The 14,213-nt window shown below is 64.3% G+C and carries 10 protein-coding genes; 3 read left to right on the top strand and 7 right to left on the bottom strand.

Features of this window, described 5'->3' with window-relative positions:
- Positions 1-9 precede the first annotated feature (9 nt).
- The 6 genes from AC3WLY_RS17095 to AC3WLY_RS17070 are packed head-to-tail and all read right to left on the bottom strand — an operon-like array spanning position 10 to position 7,841.
- Entirely contained in the window at positions 10-1,164 is a 1,155-nt protein-coding gene (locus AC3WLY_RS17095; protein ID WP_492309200.1) for a polysaccharide pyruvyl transferase family protein, read from the bottom strand.
- Positions 1,161-2,408 carry a glycosyltransferase gene (locus AC3WLY_RS17090; protein ID WP_492309201.1) on the bottom strand — a complete coding sequence of 416 codons (1,248 nt, stop codon included), beginning with the start codon at positions 2,406-2,408 and terminating at the stop codon, positions 1,161-1,163. The genes AC3WLY_RS17095 and AC3WLY_RS17090 overlap by 4 nt, the downstream gene beginning before the upstream one ends.
- On the bottom strand, positions 2,405-4,702 hold the full coding sequence (locus AC3WLY_RS17085) for a polysaccharide biosynthesis tyrosine autokinase (RefSeq protein WP_492309202.1): 2,298 nt from the start codon (positions 4,700-4,702) through the stop codon (positions 2,405-2,407). The genes AC3WLY_RS17090 and AC3WLY_RS17085 overlap by 4 nt, the downstream gene beginning before the upstream one ends.
- Before the next feature lie 4 nt (positions 4,703-4,706).
- Entirely contained in the window at positions 4,707-5,243 is a 537-nt protein-coding gene (locus AC3WLY_RS17080; protein WP_492309203.1) for a low molecular weight protein-tyrosine-phosphatase, read from the bottom strand.
- A complete protein-coding gene (locus AC3WLY_RS17075; RefSeq protein WP_492309204.1) occupies positions 5,240-6,394 on the bottom strand; it encodes a polysaccharide biosynthesis/export family protein in 1,155 nt (384 codons plus the stop codon). The genes AC3WLY_RS17080 and AC3WLY_RS17075 overlap by 4 nt, the downstream gene beginning before the upstream one ends.
- 31 nt (positions 6,395-6,425) lie before the next feature.
- Positions 6,426-7,841, bottom strand: coding sequence for an undecaprenyl-phosphate glucose phosphotransferase (locus AC3WLY_RS17070; protein ID WP_492309205.1), 1,416 nt, complete (start codon positions 7,839-7,841; stop codon positions 6,426-6,428).
- 538 nt (positions 7,842-8,379) lie between these two features.
- Here AC3WLY_RS17070 and AC3WLY_RS17065 point away from each other — a divergent pair.
- From AC3WLY_RS17065 to AC3WLY_RS17055, 3 genes are all read left to right on the top strand, one after another.
- Entirely contained in the window at positions 8,380-8,676 is a 297-nt protein-coding gene (locus AC3WLY_RS17065; protein WP_492309206.1) for a hypothetical protein, read from the top strand.
- 323 nt (positions 8,677-8,999) lie between these two features.
- Positions 9,000-9,740, top strand: a complete 741-nt coding sequence (gene aqpZ / locus AC3WLY_RS17060; protein WP_492309207.1) for an aquaporin Z — start codon at positions 9,000-9,002, stop codon at positions 9,738-9,740.
- 736 nt (positions 9,741-10,476) lie between these two features.
- A complete protein-coding gene (locus tag AC3WLY_RS17055) occupies positions 10,477-13,263 on the top strand; it encodes an Hpt domain-containing protein (protein ID WP_492309208.1) in 2,787 nt (928 codons plus the stop codon).
- A gap of 224 nt (positions 13,264-13,487) precedes the next feature.
- Here the strand turns inward: AC3WLY_RS17055 and AC3WLY_RS17050 are convergent, their stop codons facing one another.
- Positions 13,488-14,192 (bottom strand): response regulator, encoded by a 705-nt coding sequence (locus AC3WLY_RS17050; protein ID WP_492309216.1) that lies wholly within the window; start codon positions 14,190-14,192, stop codon positions 13,488-13,490.
- Positions 14,193-14,213 lie beyond the last annotated feature (21 nt).

The raw sequence follows: 14,213 nt of genomic DNA, 5'->3' as shown, positions 1-14,213 counted from the left end.
CGGTCGGGGTTAGGCGCGCCGGGCGGCGCGCAAGGCATCGAGCAGGCGTTCGCGGTCGGCGCGGATTCGTGCAAAGCCGGTCTGGGCGGCCTGCCAGAACGTGAGGGCCGCGTCGGACGCGAGCACGGTGCGCGCGACCTGCACTGGATCGAAGTCCGCGCCGTTGACGACCCAGTCGCCGAGCCGCATGTCGGCATAGGCGCCGAAGCCCTTGCGCTCGTAGCTCAGATGAAACGCGGGGACGCCGTGCAGGACCGATTCCAGTGCGCCATGCAGGCGAACGGAGATCACGCGGTCCGGCCGGTCGCGCTCGAGCAGCGTTCTGAGCGGAACGAGTTCGTCCCGGATACCGATACTGCGGTAATAGGCGACATCGTCGTTGCCGCGACCGGTACTCTGCACGGCGAAACTGATGCGGCACGACGCGCGCAGCAGTTCGACGAGCCGCGCGATCGATGCATCGTAGCGCTTGCGCCGCTCGCGCCCCCAGGCCGGCGCGCGGCGCAGCACGAGTGCGACGTGGCCGGCATTGCCGCCGGCCTGCGCGGCGCGGCGCACGATCTCGTCGCCACGGTGTCCGACCTCGAGCACGGCGAGGTCCGGCGCGCGCCGCGTGTTCGCGTTTGCGGCGAGAAAGGCGGACGAACGATCGTCACGCACGAAGACGGTGTCGAACGACGCGAGCAGTTGCTGCAGATGGACGCCGACGGGCAGCGCGGGTTCTGCCGGCCCGATACTTTGCGGCAGGTACACGGCGGGCTTGCCGGACGCCTGCGCCGCGCGCATTTGCAGCAGATGGCCGGCTTCCAGCTTGAGCGCCTCGACCGCGGTGCGTGCGCGCAGATATCCGCCGCCGACGCCGACGATGAGATCGGCGTCGGCGAGCAGGCGGCGCAGTTCGCCGAGCCGTCCGTTCGCGCGCACGGGCAGCGCGGCGCTGGCCGCGGCAAGCAGCCGGCGCTTGCCGCGCTCGGCGAGCACGGGGGCGGCGCGAACATCGTCGTGGGCGGGAAACGACGCAGGATCGGCTGCGACGATCGACACGCGGGCCGCCTCGCCGAATGCCTCCTTCATGAGCGCGACGGACAGGTCGACCAACAGGCCGTCCCCGGAATTGCATGCGCTGTACGCATGAAGCAGTGCGATGTGAGTGGTTGAAGTCATTCGGTTTCCCGATGCGCGATGCGTCGATAGAGGTCAAGCGTGCGGCGAACCATCGCCGCGGCCGAGTAGTGTTCGAAGGCCAGCGAGCAGTTCTCCCGCATCCGGTTCCGAAGCGCCGCGTCGCCGGCAAGGTTGACGATGGCGTGCTTGAAGTCGGTGGTGTCGTCGTCGTTCGGTACGACAAGGCCGATCCGCCGGGCCTGGATCAGCTCTGCCGCGCCGGCGACGTTCGACGCGACGATCGGCACTTGGGCGGCCATCGCCTCGAGGCATACATAGGGAAAGCCTTCGTAGCGGCTCGGCAGCGCGAAGATGTCGAACGCGGAGAAATAGCGGCTCGCCCGGTCGAGCGTGCCGATGACGTGCAGGTTCGGCGTCGTGTCGTCAGCGTCGCGGCCGGCCGCCGCGGTGAAATCGCCCGGGCCGATCACGACAAACTGAACGGTGTGGCCGCACTGCCGATACACGCCACGCGCGATCCGTACGAGGCGGTCGACTCCCTTCTGGTGGTCGAGGCGACCGACGAAGCCGACGACGAGCGCGTTGTCCGCAAGCCCGAGCGCGCGACGCGCGTGGCTGCGCGTCATCAACGCGGGCGGTGCGACGCCGTTGATGATCGTCTCGATGCGCTGCGCCGGGATGCCGAGCACCTCGTTCAGGTGCGTGGCTTCGTCGTGCGATACCGCAATGATCCGGTTCGTACTCCGGCGGCCGAGCAGGCTTTCGATCGCGCCGTAGAAGCGTCGCTGGCGCTCGGTCAGCGACGGATTGAGCGTGTAGACCGCATGTGGCGTATAGACATGCCGCCACGGCCCCCGGCAAACGCGCGCGATGGCGCCGGCCTTCGAACTGTGACTGTGGACGATGTCAGGGCGGATGCGCCGAAGCAGGCGATACACGTGCGCGACCGAGATCGCGTCGCGCCAGCCGACCGCGCGCGCAATCGGCACCGTGTGCACCGATTCGCAGCGCGCGAGGACGCTGGCATCGAGTATCGACGCGTCGAACCGCGGCCCCTGAGGCACGATGAGGTGCAGCGCGATTCCGTCGTGCGCGCTCAGGCCCTCGATCAGATCGGCGAGATGGACCGCGACGCCTCCGCCCGCGGCTTCGGCGACGAGCACGACGCGCAAATGCGGCGCCGTCGCCGCGCCTGTCCGGTGCGGCTCGGCGACGGGGAGCGACGTGGGCTCGCGGTCCGCGTCGCGGCGGGTGACGTCGTCGACGTCGATCAGGTCGTTCATCGCCCACCGCCTTGCCGTACCCGGGCGGCGAACGCACGCAGCGCGCGCACGAGCGGCGACGCCGCGGAGTGCTCGAGCGGTGCGTAGTCGTATTGCGTGTAGCGATAGGCGCCGTGCCGGGTGCCATACCGGCGCGCGCGAGAGTCGATGCCGTTGAGCAGCACGCCGCTTGTCGCGATCCCGCCATGCGCGAGGCGGCGGGTTGCCTCGCTCAGCTCGGCGACACGTGTCTTGCCGGCGCGCGCCACGAGCAGAGCGGTGCCCGCGCAACGACCCAGCAACACGGCGTCGGTCACGGGAAGAATCGGTGCTGAATCGACCACGACCACGTCGTAGCGCGCCGACAGCGTGCCGATCGCCGTGGCGATCCGCGGATCGGCCAGCAGTTCGGTGGGGTTCGGCGGAAACTCGCCGGTCGAGATGAAGTCGAGATTCGGAACGACATTCGCGTGAATGGCGTCTTGCGGCGCGACAGTTCCCAATGCGAGTTCCCTGAAGCCGCATTCACGCGTGACGCCAAAATACGCGTGCAGATAACCCCTGCGCAGGTCGCCGTCGATCAGCAGTACCCGTAGGCCTGTCGCGGCAAGCAGCGCCGCGAAGTTCGCGGACACGAACGATTTGCCCGCGCCCGGCACCGGGCTACTCAGCAATAGCACATTGTTGCGTGCATCCTGCATCGCGAAGTGCAGTGCGGTGCACAAGCTTCGCAAGCTCTCGATTGCCGGATCATACGGATGATGCATGCCGAGCAGATGCGGGCCGGGAGCGTGTACGGCCATTTGCAGGGCGATCTTCCGCTGACTCGCGGAGTCCGGAATCGTTGCGTAGACGCTCACGCCGAGGTGGCGCTCGATCTCGTCGGCGCTGTCGACACCGCCGAACAGGAAATCGCGAGCGAAGGCGATCGCGGTGCCGAGCAGCAGCCCGAGCAGCGCGGTGATGCCCACGACAGCCGGGCGGTTGGGGCGCACCGGCTTCTCGGGCACGATCGGTGCATCGACGAGCCGCACGTTGCCGGTCTTGCCCGCCTTGACGAGCTCGAGTTGCTGCGCGTTCGCGAGCAGCGCGGTGTAGAGGTCGGTATCGACCTTGACGTCGAGCATCAATCGCAACGCATCCTGCTGGAGATCGGGCAGGCGCTTGACCTGTTGGTCGAAGGCCTGTTGCTGGCGCTCCAGCGTCGCGATCTGCGCGCCGAGCGCGAGCATGTCGGGATGATCCGGCGTGAAGCGCGTCACCATCTCGTCGCGTTTTTGCCGGAGTTCCAGCAGGCGCGTCTTCGCGTCGGCGGTCTGCTGCAGGATCAGCTTCGATTCCTCGGTCAGGTCGATCGTGCCATTCGCATTGCGCATGTTCGTGTAGCGCTGCTCGGCCGCCTGCAGCTGTTGCTTCAATTGAGGAAGCTGCTTGCCGAGAAAGGAAAGTGATTGCGCCGCGTCGGCGGACTTGCGCTCGATGTTCTGCCGGATGTAGTGATTCGCGATTTCGCGAAGTTCCGCCTGCACGCGCAGCGGATCCGGTCCGCGCAGCGTTGCGACGATCACGCCCGATTGCTTGACTTTTTCCTGCACATCGAGCGCGCGGCGAAGTGCATCGATCGTCGTCGTGCGCGATTCGCGCACGAGCGTGAATGCGGTGCCCGGATACGCGTCGAAGCGCGTCACGTCGATGACGATGGGTCCTTCGTCGGTCGAAAACTGCCCGACGCGGCCCAATTGCCCCGTCACGGGTTCGGGCAGCGCCGATCCCGCCAGCTGGTAGCGGTTGGCATCGAGCATCGTGAGCTCGAAACGATCGCCTTCGAGCGGTTTCGGCACGTCGAAGCGAGCGAGCTCGGCGCGCTCGTCGCCCCACGCGTAGCCGCCGATGCCGAGCACGCCCGGGAGGGCAATGCCGCTGTTCAGGCGCGAGATGAAATCGCCGACGATCGGGAAGCGCTTCGGCTCCACGACGATGTAGCTGCGCAGCGTATCGACGGCACGGGTGACAACGAATCGCGACGCGAGGACCTGCGCTTCGGCGGCTGCGGTCGACTTGACGTCGAACAGCGACGACACGTCGCCGAACGCGCTTTTCACGGCGGAAGCATCGTTGCTGTCCTCGACCTGCACCAGGATGTCGGCCTGATAGAGCGGATGGCAGAGAAAGGCATACAACATGCCGGCGGCGAAGCATGCGGCAGTCGTGAGCGCGATGGTCCAACGATGGGTGAGGAGCACGTCGAGTACGACGGCGAGCGTGATCTCGTCGGCGCGGTCGTCGATGCGCTGGGGGGATTGGAGTGAAGTCATCGGTTCAGTCGGGTGAAATCCGTGCGGAGGAGGTCGGCCACAGAGGGCCGTCCTGCGGGGTCGCGGGCAGTCGCGTTGCGCTCGGCGCGATGCGCTCGCACCAGCGTTCGACGCCGCGCTCGATGAGCGCGAGGCTGTGTTCGAACGCCGCGCGCGGGCCGAGGTACGGGTCCGGTACGTCGAAGCCCGAGCCGACGCCGCCGGGCGTCACGCAGAATTCGCCGAGTCGGAAGACCCGGCCGCACAGCACCGGATCGTGGTGCTCGAGCCAGCGTCTTTGTTCGAGATCCATCGTCAGGATCAGGCCGGCTCGCATGCAGAGCCGCGAAGACAACTGACGTGCGCGGTGCGAGGACAGGTCGAGGCCACGATCTCGCATCAGGGCAACGGCGTGCGGGTCGGCGCCATGCCCGCCCAGTGCGCCAAAGCCTGCCGACTGCACCTCGACACTCGGCAGGCGTGCACGCAGCAGCACCTCGGCCATCGGGCTGCGGCAAACGTTCCCGATGCATACGACGAGGAGCGTGGATACGGCGATCATTTGACGGCGAGCGCGGCGGTGGCGCTCGAGTTGAGGCTCGGCAGCAGCAGGCTCAGCACGCGGCTGAAGCGTACGAGACCGTTTCCGTCGACGTAGACGATGTCCTTGGGCTGTAGTTCGAATTCGTTGGCGAGCACCATCGACACCGGCGAACGTGCGTCGAGATGGAATACCTGTGGCGTGTCCGTCTGCGAACCGCGAATCACGAACATCTGGGCGGTATCGGCGGTATTCGCATTCACGCTGCCGGATTGCGACAGCGCGTCGGACAGCGTCAGCCTGCCGTCGCGCAGCGGCAGCGCGAGCGACGGCTTGTTGACCTCGCCCATCACGTACACGCCGTATTCGCTGCGCGCCGGCACGTGCAGCAAATCACCGGCCGCGAGCACGATATCCGCGGGATTGCGGCCGGCGCGCAGCATTTGCGTCAGGTCCAGCCGATGGGACACGCCGTCGCGCACGAGCGCGAGGCGGCTCTGATCGGCGGAAGCGCTCATGCCGCCGGCGCGCCCGAGCGCTTCGTAGAGCGTCATCGGCACGTCGTTGACGGGCTGGCTGCCCGGCGAGTGCACTTCGCCGTCGATGTAGACCTGCTTGGAACGGAACGAGGCGACGCGCAGCGTGACTTGCGGATCGCGGTACACGCGCGCGAGCGCGCCGGCGATGCGTGAGCGCGCGTCGTCGGACGTCAGGCCGGCGACCGGCACCGCGCCGGCAAACGGAAACGAAACGTTGCCGTTCTGATCGACGACGAGGCCGGCGACAGGGTCGGCCGCGCGGGACACGTTCGGCGTTGCGGTGCCTTGCGCCGCCGCGAGCTCGGGATGGTCCCAGACCGTGATCTGCAGAACGTCGCCGGTGCCGATCCTGTAAGCGGCGGGCGGCGCGGTGAGGAGCCTGATCTGCTCCGCGCGTTGCTGCACGGCGTCGGCTTTCAACGTGCGGATGAGCTCCGCATCGATCGTCGTGATCTGGTAGGGCGGCAATTCGCCCGCTGTTTGCGCGTCGGAGGACGCCGGCGGCGGGGCGCTCATCCGCATGCCGGGTGCGAATGCGCAGGCGGTAAGCGCGACGCAGATCGCGGCCGTCAGCAGCAGGCGCCCGCCGGACAGGCTCGCGCTCGCGATTCGCGCTGTCACGTCTGTGTTCATCTGTAATCCTTTTGGGCGATACGCGAACGCGTCAGTACGCGTTGCTGTGAGTCCATCCGCTCGTGATGGTGGCGAGGACGATGCGCATGTCGAGGGCGAATGACCAGTTGCGCAGGTAATAGAGATCGGCTTCGATGCGGCGCTGCATCTTGTCGATGCGGTCGGTTTCGCCGCGCAGGCCGTTGATCTGCGCCCAGCCGGTGATGCCGGGTTTGACGCGGTAGCGGTGGATGTAGCCGTCGACGATCGTCTGGTACAGGTTGTCGTGCTCGATCGCGTGCGGACGCGGCCCGACCACCGACATGTCGCCGCGAAGCACGTTGATGAATTGCGGCAGTTCGTCGAGACTCGTGCGGCGCAGGAACGCGCCGATCCGTGTGACGCGCGGATCGCCGCGCGTGGCCTGTTGCACGACGCCGTCGGCGGCCGCGTGCAACCGCATGGTCCGGAATTTGTAGATCGTGAAGACCTTGCCGTCGGCGCCCTTGCGATGCTGACGAAACAGCGCGGGCCCCGGTGACGACAGCCTGATCGCGACGGCGATCGCGAGCATCAGCGGCGCGATCCCGACGAGCGCGGCCGCCGCGAAGACGCGGTCGAAGACTGCTTTTTGAACGCGCGCGTACGACGACAGCGGTGACGCCACCAGATTGATCGCCGGCGCGCCGGCGAGGTCGACCATCTCGCCATCGAACATCGCGAGCTGACTGACGTCGGGCATGAAACGGACATTCACGAGATCATGCCGAAAGGTGTCGAGTACGCGGATGACGTCGCGCGCCTCCGTGATGGGTAATGCAATCCATACTTCGGGTATTGCGTGTGTGCGGATGTACGATGCGAACGTGCTCAGTTCGTCGAAGTGCGGGACGTCGCTGCCGTTGTCGTTCGTCGCGCCGAACATGTCGAAGATGGCCGCTGCGCGAAACCCGGGCGGCGGTGATTGCGCGATCCGATCGAGAATGGCATCGACGTGCGCGCCGGTGCCGGCGATCGCGACCGGGCAGTCGCGACGCGTCGTGCGGCGCAGCCGATCGAGCATCGTGCCCGTGACGAGCCGCGACGCGACGAGAGCGAGGGTGCTCGTCAACACCCAGCCCAGTTGCCAGACTGGCGGGACGAACAGGGTGTGATACAGCGAGAAGATTGCAAGTGTCGCGCATGCTTGCGAGATGATCCATGCAGTACACGTGTATGCGGCGACGCGATACTTCGATCGGTTATGTTTCGCCTGATAGACACCGAATACCGGGAACAACATCATCGCGAAGGTTGTCGCCGAAGCGACGAGCGATGCTTCGGCGGTCGGATGGCCGCTGCCGCGGGTCAGAACCATGGTCGTCGATAGCGCACTAAGTGCAATCAAGCCGATGTCCGACATACGCGCAAGGAGTCCGACAGCCGCCGACGACGCGCCAGCCCGTCGTTCTTCGAGTTCCGTTTGCATAACCCTTTCTGTACGTTCGTTGAGTTTGTGTCCGTCGTGCCGATCGCAGCGCCTCAGGTGACACTCGGATCATGTGGCTACTGCTTCGTCAGAACTGCAACGAAGAAATGAGAAGATGACCGATTGATATATAAGGTTTGGATACCGAATGAATGGCATCATTAAGCTGTCATATGGCCGTTCTGGGTAACGCATGCCAAAGCGTCGCGATCAATGGATCGAGACGCAATTTTCGGTGACCGGGATGGCGCTGTATATGGGACGTGCGTGGCCACACACGTCGGACGTGTACTAAATTTCTGCGGCCAATTCGGGCAAATTAAGCGGGGAGCTGGATGGTGAAGTCTCGAAATATCGCAAATGCGCAGAGGCGGTCCGCATGCCGCATATGTCGGCATGCGAATCGGGCTGACGTGACAATGGACCTTCGACAACAGAAGTGATGCGGTGACGCGGCGTGATCAATGAGGGTGCATGGTGGCCATCGCGCCGACCGATGCATCCAATCCTACTGTAAACGTTTCGCCATGGCGGGAACGTGCTTGTTCGTCGCCGGGGAACCGCTACGGGGATCATCTCGGGCACACCGTCCGCCGCCACACCTGTCACGATCTACGTCGTCACCGGCAGCAACAGCGCGGGCAGCGTCACGGCGTCGGTCATGATCTCGGTGGTATCGACGGGGAAATGCCTGCCGGTGGATTTCCTGAATACGGCTCGCGCGCTCCATACCGCGACGCTGCTGCCCGACGGTCGGGTACTCGTTGCGGGTGGCCTGACCATGATTTCCTTTGCCGTGCGGCCCATATCCGCCACCGAAGTCTATGTTCCGTAGAGATCGGCTCGAGCAGCCTGCTTGTGTTGCCTGACGACGTTCCGGCATGCGCGCGCAGAGAGGTTTGGGGAATGATTTGTCTCGCGCACGCCGCCGTCCCGGCCATCGGGAAGGGCTGTCGCTGCATGCGGAAAACCCGCGTCGAATCGCGCCAATGACAGGCTTGCCGCGCGCGCGTATTCGCGAAAATGCCGCAGTACTCGATCTTACGATCATTGACATTATGCGTCGTGCATTTGCCTATACTGGCCGCCCCCTTGGGCGATGCGCTGTCGTTCCGAACGCGATTGTCCTTCCTTCAATCAATTTCTATGGAATCCGATATGAATCTTTCTCGACGGCTCGCAGCCGAGGTATTCGGGACCTTCTGGCTGGTGCTCGGCGGATGCGGTAGCGCCGTGCTGGCAGCCGCCTTTCCGGGCCTCGGCATCGGCTTTGCCGGCGTCGCGCTGGCCTTCGGCCTCACCGTACTGACGATGGCGTTTGCGATCGGACATGTTTCGGGCTGCCATCTGAATCCCGCGGTAAGCGTGGGACTCACGGTTGCCGGCCGCTTCCCGGCACGCGATCTCGCGCCGTACGTCGTCGCACAGGTGATCGGCGCGACGCTCGGTGCGTTCGTGCTGTACCTGATCGCGACTGGCAAGCCGGGCTTCGACGTCATCGGCAGCGGCTTCGCGACGAACGGCTTCGGCGCGCGTTCGCCGGGCCAATACTCGCTTGGCGCGGCATTCATCTGCGAAGTCGTGATGACGGGCTTCTTCCTGTTCGTGATCCTCGGTGCCACCGACAAGCGCGCGCCGGCCGGCTTCGCGCCGATCGCGATCGGCCTGTGCCTGACGTTGATCCACCTGATCTCGATTCCGGTCACCAACACGTCGGTGAACCCGGCCCGCTCGACCGGCCCCGCACTGTTCGTGGGCGGCGAGGCGATCGGCCAGCTGTGGCTGTTCTGGGTCGCGCCGATCATCGGCGCGGCCATCGCAGGGATCATCTACCCGCTGATCGCTGGGCGCGACGATGCCGTTGCCCTGCTGCCCGCAGCCGCTCATGCGGTTGAATAGCGCGGCCGGCATCCGTAAGCGGATGCCATTCGCCGGGGAAACACGGCGAGCTGGATGAGTTTGACGACGGGCGCCGACGGCGCCCGTTTTTCATGCTGGGGGGGCACGGAAACCAGCCGTGCCATCCGGCAGGACGATCGTCACGCAACCCACGTTGTCGTGATCGCGCGTATCGACCGATGAACGCTTTTCGAACTTCTGCGATGGATGGCGGGTTCGTTACGCTGCACAATTTCCTTGCCCGTCAATTGATCTCCGTCATTGGGTGGGAGAAGGGTGTCCCCGCACCCGACTCTCTAAAAACCATTCAGGTTTTGGTCCCGCCGCGCCTGGCGGGATTTTTTTGTCCTGACGGTTTTTCGTTGAGTGCCAGTCTCCAGTACTGTCCATCGGCGTCTTGCGACGTTCGTTCCGCTGTTCGGCCGGCGACGCCTCATTTCGCGAGCCTGATATGTGCGTGAGATTCGATGTGTCGCGCAAGTCGGCCTCCAATGCTTGACTGGGAGTACAGGGGAAAAGGTCGGAATCCTGAAGGATGGGCGACGAAGACCTGACGGGGCCTGGCTAGTCGTGCCAGCCGGATAGTCGAAGTGCGAATGGTGCCGCCGCCGGCGAGGTTTGCCGCACGATCAAGCCGGTCCATCCGCTCCAATCGGGCATCGGGGCGCTGTCGGGGCTGGCGGAGAATGCAAGTATTCATCGTGCGGTACCGAACGGCCTGCCCGGATGCATCACGGTGGCCGTCAATTTCGATCCGTCGATCATGGATTTCCAGGTGAGGCCAACCGCAACCGAGCAATTTCCGCTGCGCGATGCTCACGCTCCAGAGGCTACGCGACGGCACCTTCGGCGCCAACGCAATGTTCTCCTTGGCGGCGGCGTGATCGTATCTGCGGTCCTTGTCATCGCCACGTCCGTTGGAATGTGGCTGAGCGCACGCGATTACGTGGCAGGACGATATGCCGGGTTCGTCCAGCACGTGGGCTGGATGCAGCGCGATATTGCTGCACGCGAACAGCTCCTGCGTGTCGAGCATTACCACGGGAAGGCGGTCTGGACCGAACGATCGTCCGCGGCATCGGAAGTCATGAACGCGTTTGTCCACGGACGAGGTGAGCTGTTGATGCAGGGCAACGGCGGTACCGCGCCGATTCTCGTGGCCGGCGACCTCCAGGCGCCGCCGGCAATGGGATTCGCTCGGCTCCTGTCCTTCGCACAGGAATTCAGCGATCGAATCGATGCCTACTCGACCGGCAGGGGCGCGGTGCTGGACAGCTATTTCTACGGCGCTGATGGAAGCTTCATTGACATCGTACCGATACCCGGGCGACCACTGCCGCGTCGGGGCGATGCAACGATCGATACGCGAACGCTGATCCACTCCATGATGCCGGACTACAGTCCAGCCGACGCGCGCGCGAACAGCGGGATCGAGACCGCGTGGCTGCCGCCTGTTTCCAATCCGCTGACCGGCAGGCCCGTGATCCGTGCAGTGTCGAAAGTTAATGCGGACGGCCGACCGTTTCTCGTCTTCGGGAGTGAAATGGCGGTTGACACGTTGCAGGCGAGACTGGGGCGGCAGCAGCCTGATGAAATTGCCTGGATCGCGAACACCGATGGCAAGCCGATCGCGCTTGCCGACAGCACACGATCGGAGCACGTATCGATCATGACGACGCTGACGAAGGCGTTCGTGCCGGCGCCGGACGGCATGAAGCCAGATTTCCGCCATCAGGACGGACGCATGGTATTCAGGGCGGCATTGCCGGGGGCCGGATGGGTCGGGTATCAGACGATGACGTGGAGAACCGTGCTGCACGATATGTGGCGCGGATATGCGGTCGTGGTGGGTCTGCTGATCGGCTCGATCGTCGTGCTGGGGGGACTGTTGCTCGCGGTGACTCGACGACGTATGCCGAGGCCGATCAGCGAAAGCGCGCGGCATGTGCCCGAAAGCGACAACGTCGACACGGCGGCGGCAATGGCGGGACCCGCCGGGTTTGCCGCGAAGGACCTCGCAAATGCCGCGGATCGCCAGCGACGTGCACGCGGTCTCGCCGCGGCCTCGCAAGCGGAAGCGCCGGCGCATAGCGTGGAATCCGTCGATCTCGCGTCCATCGGCAACGAGATCGGTACGCAACTGGAGCTGATTGTCGACGGCCTGGAGACGCTTGTCGACGTGCCGCTGACCGACATGCAACGCAAGCGTCTGCAGGCGGCGCTTTCGTCGGGAAAGTCGCTTCTGGACATTCACAATGACCTGCTCGATTTGTTGAAAGCCGAAGCCGGACAAACATCGATCAAGCATGTCGCTTTTGACCTGGCATCGCTCGCGCGCGACGTCGCCGCCATGTTAGAGCCGAGCTCGAGGGCGAAGGGGCTTGCTTTCACTTGCGTGATCGACAAGTGGCTGGCGCCCGGGTATTTCGGCGATCCGGCTCGTCTACGCAAGGTCATGATCACCCTTTTAAGGAACGCGATCGAATTGACCGATTACGGAGAAATCGTGTTCGAGCTCTATCTCGGGGACGAAGCCCGGCCCGATCAGATCACGATTGGCGTCATCGACTCGGGTGTCGGCATGGTCGTGGCATGGCAGCAATGTATCGCCAACGGAATCAATCCGTCCGCCGTGCCGGACATTCGACATCCGGATGGCGGCGCGGTGGTCGATCTCGCTCTCTGCAAGGAGCTGGTCGCTTTGATGGAGGGCGACATTGAATACGTGGCCGATCCACGCATCGGCGGCACATGTGTCGTTCGCCTGAAACTTCGTGTCGATGACGAGCTGACGGTATCCGATGCGGATGAAGCGACGCCGGGCGCGCACGTGCGCACGGTCGACGGTTTCGAGATACTGGTTGCCGACGATCACCCCGTGACCCGGAATATCCTGCGTGACCGGCTCGCCAAGCTTGGCCATGGATCGGACGTTGCCGACGACGGCATGTCCGCATTGCGGATGACCATCGGAAAGCGCTATCAATTGCTGATGACGGACCTGAATATGCCGGGCATGAACGGCTACACGCTCGCACGTATGGTTCGCGATCGCGATGCATCGATACCGATCATTGCGATCACGGCACATGTGACCGAGCATGAGCGCATGATGTGCACGGAAGCCGGCATCGACGAGATACTGATGAAGTCTGCTTCCCTGGTTGAGATCGATGATGCTATCCGGCGTGCCGTCGAACGACACGGATCGGCGGTGATCGACGCAAGGGGGCGTGCAGATCCGGTCGACGAGACACTTCCGGCGCCGATTCGGCAGGCGCTGTTGAGTACACTCGCGGTGTCGGTCGATCACATCAACGATGCGATTGCGCGACTGGATTCCGAAGCCGTGATGGGAGAATTGCATTCGATCAAGGGCGCGTTTGCGATGGTACGCGAGATGGCCATCGTTCAGTTGTGCGAGCAGTTCGAGTGTTTTGCGAGAGAGGGGACTCTGCCTGCTGTCGATGAAATCAATGCGCTCGCGGCGGTCGCGCGCGATGCGCTCGCACGCCGTGTTTGAGAAGCGCATTGCGCGACCACGTCAGCGTCGGGTTCGCTCATATGCCGGAACTGGCTTTCGCGCCGACCACCGGCAAGGTCGAGGCGTCAGGGGGGGCGACCCGCGCCGGAATCGGGAGGCGCGCGAATGCCGAACAAGGGGAGACGGTATGAAGCGATCAGATCGCGGAAATGCCGGCGGCACGGTGTTGCATGATCGGCCTGCCTTCTCGGAATGCGCCGCGTCTACCGGGCGGCGGGAACCTTGAGACTCGATTGCGCCGGGCTGGCGGTGTCGCCGGATGCGGCCAGCGAGACCCCCATCACGTACTTGACGAGATCGGTGTCGCTGTCGAGACCGAGCTTCTTCATTGCGCTCGTCTTCTGCGAACTGATCGTCTGCTTGCTTCGCTTGAGCTGCTCGGCGATCTGATTCACGCTCAGCCCGGAGACAAACAGCCGGACGACTTCCTCTTCACGCATGGTCAGCGCGCCACTTGCGGTATTGCCGTCTTCGATATGAACCTGCCGCGCGACGTCCGCAATCGACGGTGAAAAATACCGGCCCGATGCGAATGCCCCCTGGATGGCAGTCAGTACGTGATCGGTACTGTCGGATTTGCTGAGAATACAGTGGATGTCGAGCTTGAGCAGCGACCGGATGGTGCCGGGATTGTTCATCATCGTCAATACGACGATGTGCGTATCGGGGTAGCGTCGCCGCAGAAACGAAAAGAGCGTCACGCCATCACCGAACTCGCCGCCCGGCATTGCGTAATCGGAAACGAGCACATCGCAAGGGTACGTGTTGAGTGCCGCGACGAGTTCCGTTGAATTCGATGCGGTCGCAACGACCTTTACGGTCGTGTGATTCGCAAGCGAAGCCACGATCCCGCTGATGATGGCGGGGTGATCATCAGCAATCATGACGCGAATGGCGAATTGATCCATGTTCTTTCCGTCTGGTTCTCG

The sequence above is a fragment of the Burkholderia sp. FW306-1C-G01B genome (genome assembly GCF_058781685.1).
Note: the sequence above shows the minus strand (reverse complement) of the source record. Positions and strands in the feature narration are given on the sequence as shown.